21 protein-coding genes and 1 other RNA gene are annotated in these 22823 nt (G+C 52.7%); 7 read left to right on the plus strand and 15 right to left on the minus strand.

Annotated elements, in window-relative coordinates; genetic code table 11:
- Window positions 1-11 precede the first annotated feature (11 nt).
- Genes pstB through pstC form a run of 3 tightly spaced genes read right to left on the minus strand, consistent with a single transcriptional unit; the run spans window position 12 to window position 2700 of the window.
- On the minus strand, window positions 12-842 hold the full coding sequence (gene pstB, locus EOV40_RS12010; RefSeq protein WP_003624643.1) for a phosphate ABC transporter ATP-binding protein PstB: 831 nt from the start codon (window positions 840-842) through the stop codon (window positions 12-14).
- Window positions 839-1714 carry a phosphate ABC transporter permease PstA gene (pstA, locus tag EOV40_RS12015; RefSeq protein ID WP_050818637.1) on the minus strand — a complete coding sequence of 292 codons (876 nt, stop codon included), beginning with the start codon at window positions 1712-1714 and terminating at the stop codon, window positions 839-841. Before pstA ends, pstB begins: the two co-directional genes overlap by 4 nt.
- 2 nt (window positions 1715-1716) lie before the next feature.
- Window positions 1717-2700, minus strand: coding sequence for a phosphate ABC transporter permease subunit PstC (gene pstC / locus EOV40_RS12020; RefSeq protein WP_014457531.1), 984 nt, complete (start codon window positions 2698-2700; stop codon window positions 1717-1719).
- Window positions 2701-2964: 264 nt separating this feature from the next.
- On the opposite strand from pstC, the gene ilvD reads away from it, so the two are divergent.
- On the plus strand, window positions 2965-4833 hold the full coding sequence (gene ilvD / locus EOV40_RS12025) for a dihydroxy-acid dehydratase (protein ID WP_128106078.1): 1869 nt from the start codon (window positions 2965-2967) through the stop codon (window positions 4831-4833).
- A 129-nt stretch (window positions 4834-4962) separates the two neighbouring features.
- Here ilvD and EOV40_RS12030 read toward each other — a convergent pair whose 3' ends face one another.
- The 6 genes from EOV40_RS12030 to EOV40_RS12060 all read right to left on the minus strand — a co-directional run bounded on the left by EOV40_RS12030 (window position 4963) and on the right by EOV40_RS12060 (window position 11803).
- On the minus strand, window positions 4963-5667 hold the full coding sequence (locus EOV40_RS12030) for a hypothetical protein (protein ID WP_050818639.1): 705 nt from the start codon (window positions 5665-5667) through the stop codon (window positions 4963-4965).
- A 465-nt stretch (window positions 5668-6132) separates the two neighbouring features.
- The gene (locus EOV40_RS12035; protein WP_128106079.1) at window positions 6133-7128 is read right to left on the minus strand and encodes a quinone oxidoreductase family protein; all 996 of its coding nucleotides are present in this window, start codon (window positions 7126-7128) and stop codon (window positions 6133-6135) included.
- Between the two features lie 98 nt (window positions 7129-7226).
- Window positions 7227-8255, minus strand: a complete 1029-nt coding sequence (locus tag EOV40_RS12040; protein ID WP_128106080.1) for an FUSC family protein — start codon at window positions 8253-8255, stop codon at window positions 7227-7229.
- A complete protein-coding gene (locus tag EOV40_RS12045; RefSeq protein ID WP_050820280.1) occupies window positions 8256-9788 on the minus strand; it encodes a DegQ family serine endoprotease in 1533 nt (510 codons plus the stop codon).
- Window positions 9789-9922: 134 nt separating this feature from the next.
- The gene (locus EOV40_RS12055) at window positions 9923-10558 is read right to left on the minus strand and encodes an SGNH/GDSL hydrolase family protein (protein WP_128106082.1); all 636 of its coding nucleotides are present in this window, start codon (window positions 10556-10558) and stop codon (window positions 9923-9925) included.
- 33 nt (window positions 10559-10591) lie between these two features.
- Window positions 10592-11803, minus strand: coding sequence for an OpgC family protein (locus tag EOV40_RS12060; RefSeq protein WP_050818643.1), 1212 nt, complete (start codon window positions 11801-11803; stop codon window positions 10592-10594).
- A 157-nt stretch (window positions 11804-11960) separates the two neighbouring features.
- On the opposite strand from EOV40_RS12060, the gene EOV40_RS12065 reads away from it, so the two are divergent.
- Window positions 11961-13076, plus strand: coding sequence for an Mrp/NBP35 family ATP-binding protein (locus tag EOV40_RS12065; protein WP_128106083.1), 1116 nt, complete (start codon window positions 11961-11963; stop codon window positions 13074-13076).
- A 74-nt stretch (window positions 13077-13150) separates the two neighbouring features.
- Here the strand turns inward: EOV40_RS12065 and EOV40_RS15340 are convergent, their stop codons facing one another.
- From EOV40_RS15340 to thyX, 3 genes are read right to left on the minus strand one after another with little or no spacing between them, the layout of a single operon-like run.
- Window positions 13151-13432: a hypothetical protein gene (locus EOV40_RS15340; RefSeq protein ID WP_128106084.1), complete on the minus strand. Its 282-nt coding sequence runs from the start codon at window positions 13430-13432 to the stop codon at window positions 13151-13153.
- Between the two features lie 40 nt (window positions 13433-13472).
- Window positions 13473-13751, minus strand: coding sequence for a hypothetical protein (locus EOV40_RS12075; protein ID WP_050818647.1), 279 nt, complete (start codon window positions 13749-13751; stop codon window positions 13473-13475).
- A gap of 22 nt (window positions 13752-13773) precedes the next feature.
- Window positions 13774-14682 carry an FAD-dependent thymidylate synthase gene (thyX, locus tag EOV40_RS12080; RefSeq protein WP_050818649.1) on the minus strand — a complete coding sequence of 303 codons (909 nt, stop codon included), beginning with the start codon at window positions 14680-14682 and terminating at the stop codon, window positions 13774-13776.
- A 97-nt stretch (window positions 14683-14779) separates the two neighbouring features.
- Between thyX and ssrA the strand changes: the two genes are divergently transcribed.
- The 4 genes from ssrA (at window position 14780) to EOV40_RS12100 (ending at window position 17972) form a co-directional block, all read left to right on the plus strand.
- Window positions 14780-15106, plus strand: a transfer-messenger RNA (tmRNA) gene (gene ssrA / locus EOV40_RS12085).
- A gap of 177 nt (window positions 15107-15283) precedes the next feature.
- On the plus strand, window positions 15284-15820 hold the full coding sequence (locus tag EOV40_RS12090) for an SspB family protein (protein ID WP_128106085.1): 537 nt from the start codon (window positions 15284-15286) through the stop codon (window positions 15818-15820).
- Between the two features lie 46 nt (window positions 15821-15866).
- Entirely contained in the window at window positions 15867-17519 is a 1653-nt protein-coding gene (locus tag EOV40_RS12095) for a fumarate hydratase (RefSeq protein ID WP_128106086.1), read from the plus strand.
- A 60-nt stretch (window positions 17520-17579) separates the two neighbouring features.
- A complete protein-coding gene (locus EOV40_RS12100; RefSeq protein WP_003624614.1) occupies window positions 17580-17972 on the plus strand; it encodes a VOC family protein in 393 nt (130 codons plus the stop codon).
- A 48-nt stretch (window positions 17973-18020) separates the two neighbouring features.
- Here the strand turns inward: EOV40_RS12100 and EOV40_RS12105 are convergent, their stop codons facing one another.
- The 3 genes from EOV40_RS12105 to alr all read right to left on the minus strand — a co-directional run bounded on the left by EOV40_RS12105 (window position 18021) and on the right by alr (window position 22240).
- Window positions 18021-19553, minus strand: a complete 1533-nt coding sequence (locus EOV40_RS12105) for a glucoamylase family protein (protein WP_128106087.1) — start codon at window positions 19551-19553, stop codon at window positions 18021-18023.
- 251 nt (window positions 19554-19804) lie between these two features.
- Window positions 19805-21064, minus strand: a complete 1260-nt coding sequence (locus EOV40_RS12110) for a D-amino acid dehydrogenase (RefSeq protein ID WP_128106088.1) — start codon at window positions 21062-21064, stop codon at window positions 19805-19807.
- 30 nt (window positions 21065-21094) lie between these two features.
- Window positions 21095-22240, minus strand: a complete 1146-nt coding sequence (gene alr, locus EOV40_RS12115) for an alanine racemase (RefSeq protein WP_128106089.1) — start codon at window positions 22238-22240, stop codon at window positions 21095-21097.
- Window positions 22241-22368: 128 nt separating this feature from the next.
- Here alr and EOV40_RS12120 point away from each other — a divergent pair, with 128 nt between their 5' ends.
- A complete protein-coding gene (locus EOV40_RS12120; protein ID WP_050818658.1) occupies window positions 22369-22821 on the plus strand; it encodes an Lrp/AsnC family transcriptional regulator in 453 nt (150 codons plus the stop codon).
- Window positions 22822-22823 lie beyond the last annotated feature (2 nt).

The raw sequence follows: 22823 nt of genomic DNA on the forward strand, positions 1-22823 counted from the left end.
TTCCTTTCTGCTTACCCAAAGCGGCCGGTAATATAATCCTGCGTCTGCTGCTCACGCGGGGTTGTGAACATACGTGCCGTGCTGTCCACTTCAATCAGCTTGCCCATATAGAAAAACGCCACCTGATCCGCACACCGCGCAGCCTGCTGCATGTTGTGCGTTACAATAGCAATGGTGAACTCCGTTTTCAGTTCATCCAAAAGTTCTTCAATACGGGCTGTGGAAACTGGATCCAACGCACTTGTAGGTTCATCCAGCAGAATAACTTCAGGCCGTACAGCAATTGTGCGCGCAATGCACAAACGCTGCTGTTGGCCGCCAGACATGGCCGTAGCAGAACTGCTGAGCCTGTCCTGCACCTCAGACCACAAAGCCACGCGCCGCAGAGCATCCTCTACCCGTCCATCCATTTCTGAACGGGAAACACGCTCGTGCAGCCGAATACCAAAAGCAATATTATCGTAAATGGACATCGGGAATGGCGTGGGTTTCTGAAACACCATACCAATGCGAGAACGCAGAACGTTCAAGTCCACCCCGGCGGCCAGAATATTCTGGCCATCAAATATGACTTCGCCCGTGGCTTTCTGGCCCGGATACAGGTCATACATCCGGTTTAACACACGCAGCAGGGTAGATTTACCACACCCTGATGGACCGATCATGCCCGTTACGCTGCGTTCGGGAAAATTAAGAGAAATATCGTGCAGCGCGTGTGACTTGCCGTAATAGAAATTCAGATCCCGCACCTGCAAGGCAATCGGGCGGGCATCTTTTTCTGTCTCAGCAACAGTCACTGTCTGCTCTGCGGCAACGGTTTCCGTTTGGACCTCTACGCTCATGTCCGTCCTCCACGGGTTCCTACCCGCACCACAATATTAATGACCAATACACCAAGTGTAACCAGCAGCGCACCTGTCCAGGCCTGCTGCATCCAATCCTGATAAGCGGAACCTGCATACTGGTAGATAGCTACGGGCAGGCTGGCCATGGGCCTGTTCATATCAACAGACCACTCGGAGTTCCCCAGTGATGTAAACAGCAGCGGTGCTGTTTCACCCGCCACACGTGCCACGGCCAGCAACACACCAGTAAGAATGCCACCGCGCGCTGCACGTAGGCAGATAAACAGAATGACCCGCCATTTGGGGGCACCCAACGCAATACCTGCTTCGCGCATGGCAACGGGCACCAGATAAAGCATGTCCTCTGTTGTGCGCACCACAATCGGCATAGCCAGAATGGCAAGAGCCAAAGACCCCGCATAACCAGAAAAATGCCCCAGCGGCGCCACCAGCACCATATAGATAAACAGACCGATCAGAATGGATGGGGCAGAAAGCAGCATGTCAGAAACAAAGCGCACCGTGCGCGCCAGCACGCTATTTGCTCCGTATTCTGCCAGATAAATACCTGTCAGCAGCCCGGCTGGTGTGCCCAGCAAAATGGCCAGCCCGGTTTGCAAAAGGCTACCCATAATGGCGTTTGCCAGCCCACCATTCTGGCCCGGTGCCGCCATGGAATGCGTAAACAGGTTAATGCTCAGCCCAGCCAACCCGTTTTTAATCAGTGTCCACAAAATGGACCCCAAAACACACACAACAATCAGCATGGCCAGCCAGCTCAGACCGGTTGCCATTCTGTCGGTGATTTTTCTGCGCAATAGAAGCGAGGCAGAACGATCAGACCGAAGGAGAGAACGTGACGTAGCCATTCTTAACCTCCCGCAGCTTTTTGCCCACGGGCCAGAAGCCAGCGAGAGAACCAGAGTGTCAGGAATGAAATTGCCATCAGGATAGCCCCCAGCGCCATGAGAGACGCCAACTTCAAGCTACCTGCCGCGCTTTCAGGGAATTCCAGAGCGATAAGAGAAGCAATGGTGTTAGCCGGGGCGAAAAGTGACCAACCGATATGGTTGCTATCACCAATAACAAAGGTCACAGCCATTGTTTCACCCATGGCGCGGCCCATGCCCAGCACAACCGCGCCAATCACACCTTGCCGAGACCACGGCAACACCACGTTGCGCATAACCTCCCACCGCGTAGCGCCCAGGCCGTAGGCACTTTCACGCAATACCGTTGGCATGGAAACAAACACGTCCCGCATCACGGCGGTAATGGAAGGCGTAATCATGATTGCCAGAATAAGGCTGGCGGTGAACAAGCCCGTGCCAAATGGTGCACCAGCTACAAGCGCAGAAAGCCCAGGCACGTGCCCGAACAGATGCCGGGCCGTAGGCTGCACATAGTGGGCCACCAACGGCACCACCACAAAAAAGCCCCACATCCCGAAAATAATGGAAGGCACAGCAGCCAGAAGCTGCACAGCCATGCCAATAAAAGCTGCGGCTGCCGGAGGGGCAAGTGCTGCAAGCCAGAATGCAGTACCAAAAGCCAATGGCACGGCCACAACAAGCGCCATCGCACTACTAACAATGGTGCCAAAAACGGGTGCCGCTGCCCCAAAATGCTGGGTAACAGGGTTCCACACCGCAGATATAAGGAATTCAGGGCCAAAAACAGCAAAGGCTTTCCAGCCTCCTACTGCCATCACACCAATAATGGCCCCCAGCACCACCAGAACACCAATACCGGTTGCCATCACCAGCATCCTAAAGAAAGGATCTGCTGTGCGAACACCTCCGGCTGGGTGGTTCTTTTTTGTTGCGGGCAGGGGCTGCCTTGCGGAAATTTCCATCTGCTCTCCGTTCCGAACGTCCGCCGGATGCGAGGAGGAATACTGAACGCCTCCGTCTCCTGCAACATAATCCCCGCAAGAAAGCTGGAGAAAAGCAGATTTGTCATAAAACTGTAGCAGGAAAAACCACTATCCGCCCTTCGGCCGTAATCCTGGCCTGACAGAAGTTTCTTTGTAGTCTAATGTGCAGCCCCCATATATCTGGCGGACGCCAGATTGCTCCGGAACCACACAGCAGACAGAAACCAGAGAGAAGACCCCACCATGGCCGGTTACAGATCCCGCACCACCACACACGGGCGCAACATGGCAGGCGCTCGCAGCCTGTGGCGCGCCACCGGGATGAAAGACTCCGATTTTGGCAAACCCATTATTGCGGTTGCCAACTCCTTTACCCAATTTGTGCCCGGCCATGTGCATCTTAAGGATATGGGCCAGCTTGTGTGCCAATCCATTGCCGAAGCTGGCGGAATTGGCCGTGAATTCAACACCATTGCGGTGGATGATGGCATTGCCATGGGCCATGGCGGCATGTTGTACAGCCTACCCTCGCGCGAGCTGATTGCCGATGCCGTGGAATATATGGTGAACGCACATTGTGCGGATGCACTGGTTTGCATCAGCAACTGCGATAAAATTACGCCGGGCATGCTTATGGCCGCCATGCGGCTGAATATCCCCACCATTTTTGTTTCCGGCGGCCCGATGGAAGCCGGACGCGTAACACTGGCGGATATTGAACAGCGGGCAGACCTTGTCACTTCCATGGTTTCTGCAGCCAACCCGAATGTAAGCGATGCCGATTCGCTCGCCATTGAACGTTCGGCTTGCCCTACCTGCGGCTCCTGTTCCGGCATGTTCACCGCCAATTCCATGAACTGCCTGACAGAAGCTCTGGGCCTTTCCCTGCCCGGCAATGGCAGCCTTGTAGCCACACATTCCGCACGCCGTGGCCTGTTTGTAGAAGCCGGGCAGCGCATTGTGGATATGGCCCGCCGTTATTATGAGCAGGAAGATGCCTCTGTGCTGCCACGCAGCATTGCCACCATGGATGCGTTTGAAAATGCGATGTCTGTTGATATCGCCATGGGTGGTTCCACCAACACTGTGCTGCATCTTCTGGCTTCTGCGCATGAAGGCGATGTGCCCTTTACCATGAAGGACATTGATCGCCTTTCCCGCAAGGTGCCGCATCTGTGCAAGGTTTCGCCTTCCCGCCCGGATGTGCATATGGAAGACGTGCACCGTGCGGGTGGCATTCCGGCCATTATGGGTGAATTGGATCGGCTTGGCCTGTTACACCGCGATGTGCCTATGGTGCATTCTGCCAACCTGCCCGAAGCCCTGAAAAAATGGGACATTCGTGCTCCGGGTGCTGAAACCAACACCACAGCGCGAGACTTCTTCCGTGCTTCTCCGGGCGGTGTGCGCACTACGGAAGCGTTCTCTCAGTCCAGCCAGTATCATGAACTGGATATGGATACGGAAAACGGTGCCATCCGTAACGGGGCACACGCCTATAATCAGGATGGCGGTCTGGCTGTTCTGTACGGCAATCTGGCTGAAGATGGCGCCATTGTTAAAACAGCAGGCGTTGCCGCAGGGTTGGAAACATTTTCTGGCCCGGCCCGTATTTTTGAAAGCCAGGATGCCGCTGTTTCCGCCATTCTGGGCGACAAAATCAAACCTGGTGATGTAGTGCTGATCCGCTATGAAGGCCCCAAAGGCGGCCCCGGCATGCAGGAAATGCTTTACCCCACCAGCTATCTGAAATCCAAAGGGCTGGCTGAAAAATGCGCTCTGATTACGGATGGACGTTTTTCAGGCGGTAGTTCTGGCCTTTCTATTGGCCATATCTCCCCTGAAGCTGCCGAAGGTGGCGTGATCGGCTTGGTTGAGGAAGGTGATATTATTGAAATTGATATCCCGAACCGCAAACTGGCTGTAGCTGTACCAGAAAGCGAGCTATCTGACCGCCGCGCCCGCATGGATGATCAGGGTGATCAGGCATGGCAGCCCAAGCGTAACCGCGTGGTTTCCAACGCACTGAAAGCCTATGCAGCCCTCACCACCAGTGCTGCCCGTGGTGCTGTAAGGGATGTCAGCCAGCTTACGCGGCGCACACCTCGTTAAAACGCAGTTTGTGAGCGTATAAGTTACAAAAAACCCCGGTGGAAAATAATCCACCGGGGTTTTTTTTATGATGTTTCAAACAAGCCGGATATCACCGCAACAGAGATGATATCCCGAACACAATGAAACTTATTGACCAGCGACAGGAGGCGCTTCAAGCGGAGCCGCCGGAGGGGCAGCCTGTGTTGCCGGAGCAGGCGTAGCGGCTACGCTATCACCAGCCGGAACAGCAAGCTGCTGACCATTGGTTGGCGGCTGCGGCACGTTTTCATTGGTGATAACGTAGGAGATGGATTCCGCACGCGTAATATCCACCACATCGCCAATTTTCAGGGTCGCCAGAAAATCCTGCATGGCCTGTGTGCGCAGAACAGCAACATGCAGCGCGCCATCGTCCGTCACAAAGGAAGCCGTGTGCGTTTTCAGGTCGATTGCCTTGATGGTGCCACGTTCACGGTTGAAAGCTGCAATCACGCCGCGTGGATGACCATGCGCATAACCACGTGCTGTTGTGAGCGTGGATTCGGGCAGCGGGCTATCCGGCGGAGCCATCTGTGCGCCCAGCGTTTCCACAAACCGAATCTTGAGGTGATCACCTTCATGCAAATGCGGCAGATCACGCACAGCGCTACCGTATTCAACGGTAATCAGATGCCCATTGCCTTCGCGCAGCAGCACTTCACGCGCATCACGGTCCACTGTTTCAACCACAGCGGTTGCGGTCTGGTTTTTCAGAAGCACGGAAGCCTGAGCATGAGCTGCGGAAGGAGCAGCAGCCAAGCCAGCTACAGCGAGCGTGCACACGGCCACTGAACCTGTGACCAAAGAAGACATACGGGAAACGAGAGGATGCAACGCTCTTAATCCTTTCCAACATCAGTCTGATGCAGCCATGCGCCAGACACTGGGTTATTTTAATGCCCGTGATACAATGGTTTCACCATAACACAAGCCATGACGCCATGTTATGGGGTCTGACAACGGCGCGAGCAGAAAACAGAAAGCCCGTCTGGCAGACCAGACGGGCTTTGCTGCATGAAATCTGCAAGAAGCAAATTTTATGCGCAGGACTTCTTCTTACGCAGGAAATACACCACTGTTGCAATCAGTCCGGCAACCAGAAGACCACGCACACACGGAGATTTCGGGCACTTAACCGCACACTTGGACATGTTCTGTTATCCTTGATCTATTCCGCCCATTACAATCAGGCAGATAAGTTATCCTACCCTATACGCGCCTGCACGTCATGCCATTGAAATGCGTGTTGGCGCATGTTCATGACAGCTGCGCAAAAACCTAGACTGTCAGAATCGTACTGCCTGTTGTGCTGCGCGATTCCAACGCCCTATGGGCCTGCATTGCTTCTTTAAGCGCAAAACGCTGGCCAATTTCTGGCTTCAACACACCCTGCGCTACCATCGCAAACAATTCCTGCGCGCTTGCCTCCAACTCCTTACGATCTGCAATATATGTCGTCAGAGAAGGGCGTGTCAGATACAAGCTGCCATGCGCACTCAAGGTGCCCACAGATATCCCCGTCACCGGCCCGGATGCATTTCCATAACTGACCATAAGCCCACGTGGGGCAAGGCAGTTCAGGCTGGTTTCAAAGGTATCGCGCCCAATGCTATCATATACCACAGGCACCATTTTCCCGTCAGTCAGCTCTCTTATCCGGGCAGGTAAATCTGACGTTCCAATCACAACGTCTGAAGCGCCACACGCTTTGGCAATGACCGCTTTTTCCTCTGTAGATGTTACGCCTATCACACGGGCCCCCAAGCGACGCGCCCACTGGCAGACAAGCTGCCCTACCCCTCCGGCTGGGGCATAAACCAGAATATCCTGCCCTGCCCGCACATGGTAAACTTGGCGCAACAACATATGGGCCGTAAGGCCACGTAAGGTCACTGCTGCTGCAATATCAAACGGAATAGTATCTGGCAGCACCACAAGCCTGTCTGCTGGAATGGTGCGATAACGGGCATAGGCCCCCAAAACTCCAGCGTAGGCAACCCGCATTCCAGGCTGAAGATGCTGTACGCCTTCACCCAGTTTTTCCACAATACCTGCCCCCTCATTTCCGGGAGTTGCTGGCAAAGTCGGAAATGGATAGAGGCCGGAACGGAAATAAGTATCTATAAAATTAACACCTATGGCCTCCTGCCGCAGCAGAACCTCTCCTTTTTGAGGTTCTGGCACAGGTAACGTTTCAACACGCAATACCTCGGGGGAGCCTGTCTGATGCACACGCACAACCGTGTTGAGATCACTCACCATTGCCTGCCCCATTTCTCCGCTGTCAGCCGCAATGGGGCTTCATCATGCCTCAAGCACTCCGGCCGCCAGACAGGTTTATAGCGTTTCAAACAGATTGACCTACCTGAAGATCAAGGCCGATCTGCATCATCCTCGCCCAGAAAACTGATAATATGTTTCAGATCTGTCAGCAGGATTCCCACAACAAAACGTATAATAGGGTCTGCCGTTTCATCTTCAGCCGGAAGGGCTGAAATAACTTCTGCGGCCACGCGGCTGTCATCCCCTGAACGGGCTGTGGCTTCATCATTACAACGCTGGATAACCCACTGAAACCCACGCAAAAGACCAGCGCTAATGGTGGCCACCTGTTGTGCAGGAATAGTGGCGCCAGAGTGTGGAAAACGCAGCATGGCACGGGCCACCACCAATGCGTCCATTTGCAATTGCCGCACTTCCTTGGGAAGTTGCGCCAGCATGGGGTCTCGTTGCTCTAACGGCTTCCAGTGTTCACGCCGCGCTTCTTCCAACGCGGCCTGCACCTTGCGCAAAGAAGCTGCGCAATCATCATTCATATCCTGAATGGTCACCCAATCTGTGTCTCCAGAACGGGCTTTCTGCAACATGGCCACAATTTGCGTCACTGTTTCCGCTGCGTTGCGAAAAGCATCTCGCCGTGCCTGCTCATGCAGCACAACGTACGTTACCAACGTGGAAACCCCCACCCCAATCAGAATAGCCAGCACACGCTCGATGGGGCGAAGATAGGGATCTCCCTCTGTGGGGAACAAAGTCGCAATCATGAGTGTCACCACACCCATGCGCGCGGCGGGCTTCCAGCTTACCAATACGGCAAGTGGTATAAAAGCAATGGCAAAGGCCTCCCACAAAGGCCAATGCAAAAACATCATCAGTGTAATAGGTACAATGCTGACAGCCGCCCCAATAAGGGTGCCAACAATCTGATCCCGTCCTTTGGAAATGGTATCCGTGATACTGTTCTGCGTGACAATAACGGACGTAATAATGGCCCAGCCCGGCTCCTGCAGATTAGTCAGCCACACCATAAAACCAGAAAGGCCAACGGCACTCAGTAGCCGTACGGTCTGCCGCGCCACGGCGTTGTTCAGCCATGGCGCCTGAATAGAAAATGGAACCATTTATTGAGACGTATCTTCACCCGTTAAGGAAAACGGAATCCAGCGCAAACCGTCCGAATCATGCACAAGAAGCAGTACGGACCGCTTTTTGTCCTTCTTGGCGGCTTCAATCCGCTTTTTCAGATCTGCTGGTGTGTTCACCTCAGCCTGTTGCACTTCGGTAATCACATCTCCGGGCTTTAGCCCTCGGTCTGCGGCAAGGCCATCTTCCTGCACGGATGTGACCAGCACCCCTTTCTGATTGGCAGACAGACCGTATTTCTGCCGGGCTGCCGTATCAATGATGCCAACAGAAAAACCAAAATCTGCAAAACTGACAGTTTCCTTGGTTTTAGATGGAGCCGTTGGTTTCTGAGGCGTTTCATCCGCAGGTTCAGGCAAGGCCGCAATAGTAACAGGCAGATCCAGAGTTTTGCCATGCCGCCATACGCCAAGATGCGCCACACTTCCCACCGGCAGTTGGGCAGAAAGGCGTGGCAATGCCTTGCCTTCAATCGGTTGCGCATTAAGCGCCTGAATCACGTCCCCTGTCTGCAATCCTGCTTTGGCTGCTGGGCCATTTTTTTCCACCCCAGCCACCAAAGCGCCACGTGCTGGCGTAAGGCCCAGACCATCGGCGATATCCTGCGTGACATTCTGGATTCTGACACCCAGCCACCCGCGTGACACCTTACCGGTTTTACGCAGCTGTTCGACCACATTGCGGGCCTCGTTGGAAGGAATGGCAAACCCGATACCAACAGACCCACCGGAGGGCGAATAAATGGCTGTATTTACGCCAATAACCTGCCCATTCATATCAAACAGCGGGCCACCGGAATTGCCCTTGTTGATGGGCGCATCCGTCTGGATAAAATCATCATACGGGCCTTGATCAATATTGCGCCCGCGTGAGGAAATAATACCTGCCGTAACAGTGCCAGACAGACCAAACGGGTTGCCAATGGCCAGCACCCAATCCCCTACCCGGTGGCTGTCACTATTACCGAATTGCACAAAAGGCAGAGGCTTTTTGCTTTCCACCTTCAGTAGGGCAAGGTCTGTTCTGTCATCATGGCCCACAGCTTTGGCTGTCAGCACCGTGTTATCCTGCAAGGTAACTGTAATACGGTCTGCCTTACGGATAACGTGGTTATTGGTTACAATGTAACCGGTAGGATCAATAATAAAGCCAGAACCCAATGCCTGCATCCGCCGTGGCGGTGCATCCGGTTCTGTCTGCCTGTTCATGAAATCATGAAAGAATTTCTCGAACGGAGAGCCCTGCGGAAAATTGGGCATCTGTGGCAGTTGGTCATCTTCTTCATCATCGTCCGAATCTGCCCGCACAGTCTGGGTGGTAGATACATTCACCACAGCAGGCAGAAGTTTTGCGGCCAGATCTGCAAAGCTTTCTGGCACGCGCTGCGCAACCACTACAGGCGGCGCAGCCGTGGCAGCCTGATCTGCCTGTGCAGGATGCACAAAACTTGCACCTGCCAGCAAAAGGCCAGACAGAGAAAAAACACGGGCAAAACGGACAGATATATGCATGGAAGAAACAGTCTTTCTGTCAGACAGCGGCAGGAAAATGTATTCTGAGTTTATGGCATGAACATGCTGAAAGGTCAGCCCGCTTTGCACAGGCGGCTTGTTGTTCCGCTTCTATCAGCCCGGTTTTAAAGCCGTTACCCCTCCGCCAGTTCCAGTACCCACTTCGCTACGGCCTCACCTAACAATCGGTAACCAATATCACCCATATGGATGCCATCGGGCGAAAGATCTTCCCGCCCCAAACCATATGTTTTGCTCCACTGTTTCATTAAATCAAAACGTGGGAACACAGGCATTTCCAGTTCCCGCCCCAGTGCATGCACAGATGTCTGAAAAGCCGGGGCCAGAGGGCATTCATCCAGCAAACGGCACCATTGCAAATCCATAAGCGCAATGTCTGCTCCGTTTTCGCGCAGCGCTTGCAGATCATCTCGCGTTAGCTGCTCAAAGTCTGCCAGATTTACGCCTGTTAGCGGGTCATTTACACCGCCCTGCCAGATTACAAGATCAGCCTTGTCTGCCAGAACCTGCGCCAAGCGAGCATGCATCTGCACAGCCCCTTGCCCACCAATACCGCGATTGATGACTTCCAGCTTATCCGGCACGGCAGCACGCAATGTTTGCTCAAAAACACCTGCGTAACTGGCCGCAATTGATGAAGCGCCCACGCCTTCTGTAGAGGAAGAGCCAAACAACGTCATTTTTACAGGCTTTTTATGCCGCAAAAGCCGGGCCACATGCGACAGGGAAGAAAGCTTGGTGAAAGACATGGTGTTTCCTTACGTAATACGGCCAACACTGCGTTACTTACTGGCCGCCAACGCAGCACGCTGGCGTGTGCGGCGGGCATCCAGCCAAGCTGCCAGCCAGAACAGAACTGCCAGCCCCACAATGTTAACCGCCACCTGCAAGCCCCAGCCTTCACCAAACGTGCTGAAAATGAGCCGCGCGTATAGGTCCAGCACCGTGCCAACCACAAAGATTTCCAACGAATGACGGCCAACCCGCGCCAGAATTTGCCCCAGCTTGCTTTCTGCTGCCCACTGCCGCGCTTTATCTGAAGACTGAACCAGATAAAAAATGGCCACAACATCCAGCAGACGAAACGGAGAAAGCCATGTTTTGGCAGGCGCTATGGAATCTCCAAACGGGCGGAAATCTGGCAGCCCCCACAATGTCCATGGGAACGCCTGAATGGCAGAAAACACCAGATACAAAATACTGGCGATCACCAGTAACCGCTTACGTGGCAGATCCCCCCCCCGCCGTTCTGTTTCGGCAGAAGCAGTCAGCCCCAGCGCAAACAGAAACTGCCATGCAAACGGATTAAAATACCATCCATCCGGGTCCAGCCAGTTGGGAAAGTTTATTTCCGGATCAAAATTGACAAACAGCCACACAGCACCAGACAGCACGAGCGCAAGTGAGCGGTGCACACGCATCAACACATAAAAAAGCGGGAACCCACCCAGCAGAACGATATAAAGTGGCAGAATATTGAGATTGCTGGGCAAGGCATCAAACATCATCACACGCCAGACCCAGCCCATGCCATGTGCTAGTTCTGGCTCCAGATAATCGACTGAAACCGGCGTAAAATGGCGCCATGCCCGTACAGTAAAGACGTAAGCTGCCACCATAATGGTTTGGCCAATGTAAAGCTGCACACACCGGCGGAAAATCCGCTTGAGAATTGTGGGCACACCATATTTTTTAAAGCCACGCCCATATGCCAACCATGATGCATAGCCCGCAAGCAGCACAAACACTTCCGCCGCATCTGCAAACCCGACATTGCGCATGGTAAAACGGTTGAGCAGGTTTTGAGGGATGTGGTCTATAAACATCATCAGCAACGCCACACCACGCATGGCATCAATCCGATGATCTCGCCCTCGGCCAACAGTCAACTTGGAAGGCGGTGCAGAGACAACACCAGATCCTGAAGTTTTTTCAGCCTGTGAGGTCATTTTATCCACCCGGCCATCCGCCACTGCATTTACCATGTGCGTCATCTACCGGCCTCGCCTGTTCTGTGCCAGAAAAAATCTGTCACACGCAGGAAACATACTGAACCTGCACAACATCCCGCGCAGGCCTTCCCCTTGACGGCAAGCCATACTTGCTGTTGCCAACACAACAGACCTCATCACCCTTAACAGGAGCAAAATTGTGGCCCAGCCTCCCTCCGTTTCCTCTCAGGACATCACTCGTGTTCTGGAAAATGTAAAAGACCCACAAACGGGCAAAAACCTGCTGGCTTATGGGCATCTGGAAGGCTGTTCACTTACGGAAGGCAAACTTTCTGTCGCTTTTGCTGTCGCGCGGGAACATGCCCAAACCATTTCTGCTTTATGCGATGGCGCTGCCCGTCAGCTAGAAACCCTTCCGGGTGTGCAAAGTGCCAGTATTATTCTTACAGCACATCGCCCTGCCGGAGCCGCAGCAAAACCCAAAGCAGCATCTGGTGGGCATCGTCCTTTAGGGGGTGTGGCCCCGGCTGATGGCAATGCCCCTATTCTTCCCGGTGTAAAAACCATTATTGCCGTGGCCTCGGGCAAAGGGGGCGTGGGCAAATCCACCACTGCAACCAATCTGGCCGTTGGGCTTGGTTTGGAGGGCCTGAAAGTTGGCCTGCTGGATGCAGATATTCATGGCCCTTCCCTGCACCGCATGTTGGGCGCAACAGGCAAGCCCGAGGTTATAGACGGCAAACTGCAGCCTGTTGAAGCATGGGGGATTAAAGCTGTTTCCCTGGGTATGCTCGTTGATGAAAAGGCCGCCATGATCTGGCGCGGCCCCATGGTGATGGGCGCCATCAATCAGCTGCTGACAGATGTAACCTGGGGAGATCTGGACGTAATGGTGGTGGATCTGCCACCCGGCACCGGCGATGCGCAGCTTTCTCTTACACAAAAAGTGCCTTTAACCGGCGCTGTTATTGTTTCTACCCCGCAGGATATCGCACTGATTGATGCGCGCCGCGGCGTGACAATGTTTGAAAAAGTAAATGTGCCCGTATTGGGCCTGATTGAAAACATGTCCTATTTCTGCTGCCCGAATTGCGGACACAATACAGAACTGTTTGGCCATGGCGGCGCCAAGAAAGAAGCCGAAGCCATGGGTGTGCCTTTCCTAGGTGAAGTTCCACTATTGGCAGATATTCGCGCCAGTGGGGACAAAGGCGTGCCCGGTATTATTGAAAACCCGGATGGTGAAGGTGCCAAAGCATGGCGCCACATCGCACATACAGTTGCAGAAATGCTGCGGCCACAACTGCAAAAGTAAACAGTTTTAAAAGAGAAACCGGCCGTTCCCTTCATTCAACGGGCGGCCGGTTTTCTTACAAACTGAACAAGTAATTATTTGGATTTTGGCTTATGTGCCGAAGGTGTTTTTGAACCTTTTTTAAAAAAAGCACGACATTTGGGGCTGAGCTTATCCTGCTTACGCTCCATGCATTGTGTGATTTTCTTTTCATTGGGAATAGCCAGCGCACAAAGGCGCAGAGCATCCCCTTTGCAAGCTTCTGTCTGTTTTTCCCGCAATGTGTCTGCATGAACAGGATATGCCAGCCCGAGCAGAGCCATACCGGAAAACACTATAGAGATACGTCGCATAAAATTTGTCATTCTATACTCCATTAAATTTTAGAAATTACGAGGCATCTATAACATGCCATTCTTACGGACCCAGCTTAGGGCAAATATTTTTCATTCCACCCTGCGCCTGATCACAAAACTCAAAATGCCACTTATCTTTGGTGGCTGGGGCATTCATAAACAGAACACCCCATACAACCACCAGCACAACAGCAATAACCACGAAAGGCCACAACGGCGGCAGATGTGCCGTGCTAAAAGGTTGCCGTAACTTTTTACCGCGCAAGCCTTCCTTCTTAATCTGCTCAAAGAAGGGGGCTTCCTTCTTTGATGCGTTTTTATCGTCCAACTTGCTTGTCATGGTTAGGGTAACACTCTGGCAATCAGCCTTTTAAACTGGCCATCATTTCGTCCCATTCACGGCGGCTGAGGCCAGAACCTTTCTGCTCCACATTCTCTCCGGCCAACATACGACGCAGAACCTGCATCATGGTTGCAGAGAATGTGACTGCTCCACGGCGATATTCTTCAAAAGCACTGGCTGTTACCGGCACCCACGCGTGCAGAATCTTCAGCATAATTTCTGCATAAACACGAATTTCATACTGCGCATGCGGGTCAATCCGCAGGGCCAGAAAATGCATGAGGTTATGGAGATCTATCTTCCAGTACCACTGGGTGTAGGTGTTCAGGGTCAGGTTAATACGGCCCAGTTCACGGGCCAGACCGTACCCGTTTTCTGCATCCAGCATTTTTTCGTAATCACGATACGTCCGCATGGCATCGTCACGCAGGATATCCAGAACTTCAGCAGCCTGCTGTGGAGCCAGAATCTGTCCTCGTCCCTGACGGTTCACTTCACTCTGTGCGGCCATATGTTCTGGTGCTGGCAGGTAAAATTCACTGTCTAGAATGGAATAACGTGCAGAATATTCATTCACACTGGCCATGCGATGCCGAATCCACTGCCGTGCCACAAAAATGGGCAGTTTGACGTGAAATTTCATCTCGCACATTTCAAACGGTGAAGAATGGCGATGGCGCATCAAATATCGGATCAGCCCCGCATCTTCTGAAACCTTGCGAGTGCCCCGACCGTATGAAACACGCGCTGCCTGCACAATGGCAGCATCATCCCCCATGTAGTCAATAACGCGCAGGAACCCATGATCCAGCACTTCCTGCGGTTCATACAGCATGGCTTCCAGCGCTGGCACGGTAGGCCTGCGCGTGGCAAAGGTTTCCTGCCCGTGAGCTGCTATTTCCGCCCGCTGTTCTTCCGTAAGTGCCATGCCGCCTTATTCCTAACCGTGGTCTGAATTCAGACCTCCATACTCCATAGAGCACCATGGATGCTACTGTTGCACCCTGTAATTTTCTTACTGCAAACACCTTGCGCAGCCTTACACTCCCGCCTATGTTTGAGGTGTTAGAAGTTCGCTTCTGACTATGGCAATAAACGGAATATGGAATAGGCGTAGTGGACCCGGGGGCGGTACCCGGCGTCTCCACCAATCATCCGGCCTCTCAAGGGTTTGGACAGATGGGGACGAAATAGGCTCGACACGCGCAGTAAAGATATTCTTTTTGCCCGGTATTGTACCACCGTTATCGGGCTATTTTTACAAGTGCCAATGATAACTCTGAGGTGCTCGCTGTTGCTGCATAAGCGATAAGCGCGGTTCGGGAGGGCACCGGGCAACAGAAGCCCTCCCACCTCAATTTTCCAAATTCAGCTCTGTTTTAAACGCTATACTTTGGCCTGCATGGCTGGTGTTGCAACAAACATGTCCGGCGTGCTTGCACTGGCGTGATCTTTCGCGCATCCCTGCGTTATATAAATATTCGATCAAAAAGCCGGGGCAACCCCGGTGGCGGCAAGGAGCAAATAATATGGCTGATGACCACGACCCCACACAGGACGAATCCCTTTTTCCGGCTCCCAGCCTGCTGCCGTATGAACGCTGGCTGAATGAAGCCTCCCGCAGTGTGATGTTGAATGCGCTCGAACATGTGAGCCGCGAAGGGCTTGCAGGAGAGCACCATTTCTATCTGACTTTCCTTACGGATTTTCCCGGCGTGGATATTCCTGCCAGACTTCGCGCCCAGTATCCGCATGAAATGACCATCGTGCTCCAGCACCAGTTCTGGGATCTGAAGGTGGACCGGGAAGCAAAAACTGTTTCTGTCGGTCTTTCCTTTGGGGGTGTTGGCTCCATACTGGTTATTCCTGTGCAGGCTATTACTGGGTTTGCTGATCCTGCCATAAGGTTCAGCCTGCATTTTGCTGCCGTGGAGCCAACAGAGGAACCCGCGCCGGAAGAACCCACCACCGGCCAGCCCGAACAGGACGGGCCGGAGGAAAGCGACTCGTCCTCACAGGTCGTGAGTCTTGACGCTTTCCGTAAGAAAGGACCATCACCCGCCTGAAGCCCCGGCGCAAACGGGGCCAGGTTGACGGAGAAGACACGAAGAAATGACCAGCCAGCCCCCTCGCCCCCCGGTGCCGGAATTTGCCTATTCTCCCCTGTTCCCGATGGGGGAGGATAAAACCACCTACCGCAAGCTGGATCTTGCAGGTGTGAGCACATCACAGTGCGGTGGCAAAACTGTTCTACACGTTACGCCCGAATCCCTTACGGAACTCACTGCGCAGGCTTTTCATGAGGTGGCGCATTTTCTGCGTCCCGCACATCTGACACAGCTTGCCTCCATCCTGAAAGACCCCGAGGCTTCGGATAACGATCGCTTTGTGGCGCTTGATCTGCTGAAAAACGCCTGCATTGCCGCAGGGGGCGTGCTGCCCATGTGCCAGGATACCGGCACCGCCATTGTGTTTGGCAAAAAAGGCCAGCGTGTCTGGGTAGAAGGGAACGAGGAAGTTGCCTTCTCCAAAGGTGTGTACGAAACCTATACACGCACCAATCTGCGCTATTCCCAAATGGCGCCACTCACCATGTTTGATGAAAAGAACACCGGCACCAACCTGCCCGTTCAGTGCGATATTTTTGCCAGCCCAGCTGGTGAGCACGATGAGCAGATGGACCTGATGTTCGTTGCCAAGGGTGGTGGCTCTGCCAATAAAACCTTCCTGTTTCAGGAAACGCGCGCCCTGTTGGGGTCTGAACAGCAGTTGCTGGACTGGCTGGATACCAAGATCAAGACACTCGGCACATCCGCTTGCCCGCCTTACCATCTGGCCATTGTTATCGGTGGCATGTCTGCTGAACAGACACTCAAAACAGTTAAGCTGGCATCTACCCACTGGTATGATTCCCTGCCAACCAAAGGGGATATGACTGGCCACGCCTTCCGTGATGTTGAGATGGAACAGAAGGTGCTGGAGCTTACCCGCAAGCTGGGGATTGGCGCTCAGTTTGGCGGCAAATATTTCTGCCACGATGTGCGCGTTATCCGCTTGCCCCGGCACGGTGCATCTCTGCCGGTTGGTATTGGTGTTTCCTGCTCGGCAGATCGGCAGATCAAGGCACGCGTAACAGCAGAAGGCTTCTTTCTGGAACAGCTGGAGCATGACCCTGCCCGCTTCCTGCCAGAAACCACAGATGAACATCTGGAAGGCGAAGCCATCAAGATCGACCTGAACCGGCCGATGGATGAAATCCGCAAAGAGCTTTCCAAATACCCTGTCAAAACCCGTCTGGCCCTTACGGGTACTGTGGTGGTGGCGCGTGATATCGCCCATGCCAAATTCCGCGAACGCCTACAAAAAGGCGAAGGCCTGCCGCAGTATCTGAAAGATCATCCCGTCTATTACGCTGGGCCGGCTAAAACCCCTGCTGGCATGCCTACAGGCTCCTTTGGCCCCACAACGGCTGGCCGTATGGATTCTTACGTGGCGGAACTTCAAGCCAATGGTGGTTCCTACGTCATGCTGGCCAAGGGCAACCGCTCCAAGGCCGTGAAGGATGCCTGCCAGAAATATGGTGGCTTCTATCTGGGTTCTGTTGGTGGGCCAGCAGCACGGCTTGCCAAGGACTGCATCCGCAAGGTGGAAGTGCTGGAATACCCTGAACTGGGCATGGAAGCCGTATGGAAAATTGAAGTGGAAGATTTTCCTGCGTTTATTGTTATTGATGATAAGGGCAACGACTTCTACGCTGAGCTGTAAGACAGCAGCCTTGGCCCCTTTGCAGCAAAGGGGCCAACAGCAAGGGAGCGATGCGGTTTCATGCGTTTTACAGTAGATCGGTTAGACCATGTGGTGCTGACTGTAAGAGATGTAGAAATTTCCGCTTCATGGTTCCAGCGCGTGCTGGGAATGGACCGGGAAGAATATGGCCGCAACAATCGCACTGCGCTGCGTTTTGGGGGCCAGAAGCTAAACCTGCGTGCTTATAATGCCGAAGGCTGGGAAACAGCTACACATGCCCTGCCCGGCGGAAACGATTTATGTTTTGTAACCGCCATTACCAGTGAAGATGTTTGCGAACACCTTAAAACCTGCGGCGTAACAATTGTAGAAGGCCCTGTGGCCCGCCTTGGTGCGCTAGGCCCCATTACATCCGTTTACTGCCATGATCCGGATGAAAATCTGATCGAAATTGCATCTTATCAAGGTTAAAAAAAGCCTCCCTCTTTGAAACTTATAAAAGAGGGGGGCTTTTTACTTTCAGCTCTTACGACGCACAACGGATGAAGGCTGCTGCGCGACCTGCTGCAACCATCCGCCATGAAAACCAGCCTGCAGCAAACCGCGGCGAATAACAGCACTTTGCCGCATTGTGTCCCACACAAGGCCGCTGCGCCAGTTTTCCACCATCAGCAAAATGGGGCCTTGGTCGATACCCAAGTAAGTATTATCGGCCCAGTAATCCTGCTTCTCATCATGAAAGCTGGGATTAAACGAATCTGCAAAACCATATTTGCCGTAAATATGGTTTCCATATTTTTCTTTCATGGTGCGCAATGCCGGAATGGCAATTTCCGGCGCAAAAGCCACAGAACCACCAGCGGCCGTTGGCGCAATGGTGCCATCATCCTGTGTATAGTCACGCCCCACACCGCGGGCACTGTAAGACAGGAAGTGACGTGTCTGCCCGTTTTCTGTTTTGGTCACATCACCGGGGCCATCACTGGCTGTTAAGCCCCATGTGTTGGCATCGTAACCTTGCCATTTTCCGGGGTTGGACACAGCATAATTACGTTGCGCATACACAGCACGTCGGCTGTTTTCAAAATAATCAATCCCCTTGCCACTGATCCAATTATCCTGAATCCCCCGGAAATCTATCCATGCGTGGGAATACTGATGCCCAAACAAAGGTGCAAAGTTCAGGAATGTTTGCCCGTATTCTTCACCCCAGCGCTTATCATTTGTTGCCAGCCATGCTTGCCAGGAAACAGGCTGTAACCCATGTTCGGGAGCCCCCAAGGCAAGAATGTACAGCATCATACCTTCGCTGTACCCTTCCCAATAATTAGGAAGAAAGCCATGCTCGGGTGACCAACCCATGCTCAGCCGATGGTCTGGACGTTCCATCCATTTCCAGTCCACTCTATTAAAAAGTTGGTCTGAAAGCTGGCGAATTTCTTTTTCCTGCGCAGTATCCTGCGTATAAAAATTACGACAGAACAGAACACCCTGCATTAATAATGCGGTATCAATACTGGAAAGTTCAATATCTGGGTTCAGGCGCAAACCTGTACGGTTATCCAGAAAGTGATAGAAAAACCCGTGATAGCCAGAGGCTTTATCCGCACTCTCATTTTGCGGCAATTTCCACATATAGCGCAGCGTTGTAAGCGTACGCTCTACAGCCTGCTGGCGCGTAATATAATGGCGCTTAACACCAATACCATAAGCAGTCAGACCAAAACCTACAGATGCAACACTATCCTGCTTCTGATCTGATGGATAACGATCTGGAATAAGCCCCGTAGCCGGATCTGCTGAATCCCAGAACCACTGGAATGTTCGTTGCTCCAGATCCGATACCATCGCCACATCAGCCGGTGTGGGCGTATAAGCCTGTGGTGCCTGCACAGAAGGGGCAAGCGCATAAGCCTGCCCGCCAACACTGGCAACACCTAGAAAGAGGCTTCCGGCAAGAAGCAAAGCCCCAGTTTTTAGAAAGGATTTTCTTTTTTCTGAAATATCCGGCTTCTTGTTTTTCCACACATCAGGCACGCACTTTGTTTTCATAACCGCCAAAAATCCGATTGTTACCCCAGACCGTCCCGACCATTACGTTACACAACCGCCCAGCTAAGCGGCCTGTATGCAAGACGCATGAAAACATTCCAGCAACTGTGTAAGGTTCCCACAAACGTGAGCATGAAACACAGCGTATGCAAAAACAATGCTTTTGAGGGTAGATTTTTTGCGGTGCGCACAAGCGGAAAACGCATAAAGCGCTTTCCGTCCGTGCCTGAAAATAATTTTAGATGATAGAATTATGACTGACGATAGCGGAAGATATTCAAATCTGCCGCATCAATATCAGGCTTTTTGTTGGACATAAGATCTGCCAACACTTTGCCGGAACCACATGCCATGGTCCACCCAAGCGTGCCATGCCCGGTGTTAAGGAACAGATTGTCCAAACCTGTGCGTCCAATAACCGGTGTGCCATCTGGAGTCATCGGGCGCAGACCTGTCCAGAAAAGTGCCTGCTCTACATCGCAACATCCGGGAAACAGATCTGTTACAGAATGTTCCAATGTTTCACGCCGGGGTTTACGCAAACGGCGGCTAAAACCAGCCAGTTCTGCCGTGCCCCCAATACGCACCCTATCCCCCAAACGGGTAATACCAATTTTGAAGGTTTCATCCATAATTGTAGAAACAGGCGCTGCATCTGCATTTTGAATAGATGCTGTGAGCGAATAACCTTTTACGGGATAAACTGGAAGATCAATCCCCAAAGGCCGTAGCAGTGCGGGAGAGAAACTGCCCAATGACAGCACATAGGAATCTGCCGTTAATACGCCGCGAGAGGTTTCTATACCCGTTACACGCCCACTTTCAGACCGAACACGGCGCACAACCGTATCATACAGAAACTTTACGCCGGCTTCCTGCGCCATGCTGGCCAGACGCTGTGTGAATTTAAAGGCATCTCCGGTTTCATCACCCGGCAAACGCAAACCACCAACAATCTTTTGGCGAGATGCTGCAAGACCCGGCTCTGCCGCTACGCAGCCATCTACATCCAAAAGTTCGTAGGGGACATTATACTGTTTAAGAACAGCAATATCCTTGGCTGTTGCATCAAGCTGCTTCTGGGTTCTAAAAACCTGTAGCGTGCCCTGCTGGCGGTCATCATACGTGATGCCTGTGGTCGCACGTAAATCCTGCATGACATCACGGCTGTATTCAGCCAAACGCACCATACGGCCCTTGTTACGGTCATACGCAGCGGCCGTGCAGTTTTCCAGCATCTGAAAAAGCCATTTCCACAAATGCGGGTCTGGCATGGGCCAAAATACAAATGGCCGATACTTCATCAGCAGCCAGCTAATGGATTTAAGCGGCACACCCGGGCCAGCCCATGGCGCAGAATAACCGGGAGAAACCTGCCCCGCATTGGCAAAACTGGTTTCCATACCAGCTTCCGGCTGGCGGTCCACCACTGTAACTTCATGCCCGGCCTTAGCCAGATACCAGGCAGATGTAACCCCTACAACACCACTTCCCAGAACCAGAATTTTCATTTCTGCTTATCTTTCTGTTGGGTAAACTGTTCAGGCAGCCGCTGTGTAAACGCGATGATAGCGCCGCCCCAGAGATGTCAGTACTTCGTAACCAATTGTGCCTTCTGCTTTGGCTACAGCAGCTACGCCGTAAGACTCGTTCAGAAGTTCCACCATGCTATCTTCCTCCAGCAGGCCTTCCGGCACCGCAGAAAGATCAACAGTCATGGAATCCATAGAAATTCGGCCCAGAATTGGCAGCCGATAGCCCTTATACCAAGCGCATCCTGCAGCAGCCCCGGCGCGGGCAAAACCATCTGCGTAACCGGTAGCAATAGTGGCAACACGGCACGGGCCACTGGCTTGCCATGTCAGCCCGTAACCTACCCGGTCTCCCTTGGATAAATGACGAATTTGCAGAATATGCGCTTGCAGGCCAACCACAGGCTTAAGCGGGTTATCACCCTCATTCTGTGGTGCCACGCCATATAAAGCAGCACCGGGGCGGACAAGATCAAAATGAAACTGCGGCCCCAGAAAAATACCGGATGATGCAGAAAGGCTTAAAGCAGCTTTGGGGAGCACATGCGCATAGGCCTCAAACCGTTCACGCTGCATGGTATTTGCTGGATTTTCAGGGGTATCGGCACAAGCCAGATGGCTCATAACCAAACTGACAGACAAACCTGTAAGAAGTTCTGGAGACGCTGCTAGCGTATCAATATCAGCTTCTGAAAGCCCAAAACGGGACATACCCGTATCAAGCTGAATGGCGACATCCAAGGGTTTGCCTATCTTGGCAGCCAGATTTCGCAAAACTGCAATTTGTTCCAAACTATTGAGAACAGGCCGCAGGTTGTTGCGTACACATACTTCAGCAGCTTCTGGCCGAGGGCCATGTAACACCGTGATAGATGTATGAGGAGATAAATAGGGCCTAAGGGCAAGCCCTTCATCTACATGTGCGACAAAAAAATGCTTTGCACCGACATTTTCCAAAACGGGGGCCACTTGCGCAACACCAAGCCCATAGGCATCAGCCTTAACCACTGCAGCACAAGCCGTTTTGCCCAACCGGCTTACAAGGTAGCGATAATTTTCAGCAATAGCGGACAGATTAACCGTGAGAACCGCCCCCGCGCGAGATGCAGGCCACATTGTTCTAGCTGAGGACGAAACAGTATTCACAACCGCCACCCTTATTTGTTTCGGTTTCAGAATTTTAACAGGTGTTTTGTAAGATATCCTGCCTGTGTGTTGCAGAACATATTATTTTTCCTGTATTTTAGAATAAAATTTCAATACCAGACCATAAAAGACAGATTATGCCAGATCGTGTAACCGAAGCCATTTTACGGCACCTTGAACACAATGGCCGCTTGAGCAATGCAGAGCTGGCTGCAAAAGTGGGGCTTTCTCCTTCTGCCTGTCTGCGCCGCGTGCGCATGCTTGAACAACAGGGCACCATACAAGGCTACCACGCCATTATTGCTCGGCAGAAAAGCCCGGCAGTTGCCACCATTATTGTGCAGATCACGCTGGAAAAGCAGACAGAGGAATGCCTTCGGCGTTTTGAAAGCCGCATTAAAGAATGTGCTGATGTTAAGGAATGTTACCTGATGACAGGTGATGCTGATTATCTACTACGCGTAGAAGCCCGAGACATGCAGGATTATGAGCGTATCCACAAAGAGGAATTATCCCGCATGCCGGGTGTAGTGCGTATTCAAAGCAACTTTGCCATTCGCCCCGTTGTGCAACAGGGCAAATGTAGCTGAAT

It is taken from the genome of Acetobacter oryzoeni (genome assembly GCF_004014775.2).
Classification (GTDB): domain Bacteria; phylum Pseudomonadota; class Alphaproteobacteria; order Acetobacterales; family Acetobacteraceae; genus Acetobacter; species Acetobacter oryzoeni.

Bases quoted from the DNA above. Each gene is read 5' to 3' on its own strand.
- EOV40_RS12075 (WP_050818647.1), bottom strand. From the start codon at position 13,751: ATGACAAGCAAGTTGGACGATAAAAACGCATCAAAGAAGGAAGCCCCC.
- EOV40_RS12055 (WP_128106082.1), bottom strand. From the start codon at position 10,558: ATGTCTTTCACCAAGCTTTCTTCCCTGTCGCATGTGGCCCGGCTTTTG.
- EOV40_RS12035 (WP_128106079.1), bottom strand. From the start codon at position 7,128: ATGGGGCAGGCAATGGTGAGTGATCTCAACACGGTTGTGCGTGTGCAT.
- EOV40_RS12045 (WP_050820280.1), bottom strand. From the start codon at position 9,788: ATGCATATATCTGTCCGTTTTGCCCGTGTTTTTTCTCTGTCTGGCCTT.
- EOV40_RS12095 (WP_128106086.1), top strand. From the start codon at position 15,867: ATGACCAGCCAGCCCCCTCGCCCCCCGGTGCCGGAATTTGCCTATTCT.
- EOV40_RS12120 (WP_050818658.1), top strand. From the start codon at position 22,369: ATGCCAGATCGTGTAACCGAAGCCATTTTACGGCACCTTGAACACAAT.
- thyX (WP_050818649.1), bottom strand. From the start codon at position 14,682: ATGGCACTTACGGAAGAACAGCGGGCGGAAATAGCAGCTCACGGGCAG.
- ilvD (WP_128106078.1), top strand. From the start codon at position 2,965: ATGGCCGGTTACAGATCCCGCACCACCACACACGGGCGCAACATGGCA.
- EOV40_RS12040 (WP_128106080.1), bottom strand. From the start codon at position 8,255: ATGGTTCCATTTTCTATTCAGGCGCCATGGCTGAACAACGCCGTGGCG.
- pstA (WP_050818637.1), bottom strand. From the start codon at position 1,714: ATGGCTACGTCACGTTCTCTCCTTCGGTCTGATCGTTCTGCCTCGCTT.
- EOV40_RS12100 (WP_003624614.1), top strand. From the start codon at position 17,580: ATGCGTTTTACAGTAGATCGGTTAGACCATGTGGTGCTGACTGTAAGA.
- pstC (WP_014457531.1), bottom strand. From the start codon at position 2,700: ATGGAAATTTCCGCAAGGCAGCCCCTGCCCGCAACAAAAAAGAACCAC.
- EOV40_RS12090 (WP_128106085.1), top strand. From the start codon at position 15,284: ATGGCTGATGACCACGACCCCACACAGGACGAATCCCTTTTTCCGGCT.
- EOV40_RS12060 (WP_050818643.1), bottom strand. From the start codon at position 11,803: ATGACGCACATGGTAAATGCAGTGGCGGATGGCCGGGTGGATAAAATG.
- EOV40_RS12030 (WP_050818639.1), bottom strand. From the start codon at position 5,667: ATGTCTTCTTTGGTCACAGGTTCAGTGGCCGTGTGCACGCTCGCTGTA.
- pstB (WP_003624643.1), bottom strand. From the start codon at position 842: ATGAGCGTAGAGGTCCAAACGGAAACCGTTGCCGCAGAGCAGACAGTG.
- EOV40_RS15340 (WP_128106084.1), bottom strand. From the start codon at position 13,432: ATGGAGTATAGAATGACAAATTTTATGCGACGTATCTCTATAGTGTTT.
- EOV40_RS12105 (WP_128106087.1), bottom strand. From the start codon at position 19,553: ATGAAAACAAAGTGCGTGCCTGATGTGTGGAAAAACAAGAAGCCGGAT.
- EOV40_RS12110 (WP_128106088.1), bottom strand. From the start codon at position 21,064: ATGAAAATTCTGGTTCTGGGAAGTGGTGTTGTAGGGGTTACATCTGCC.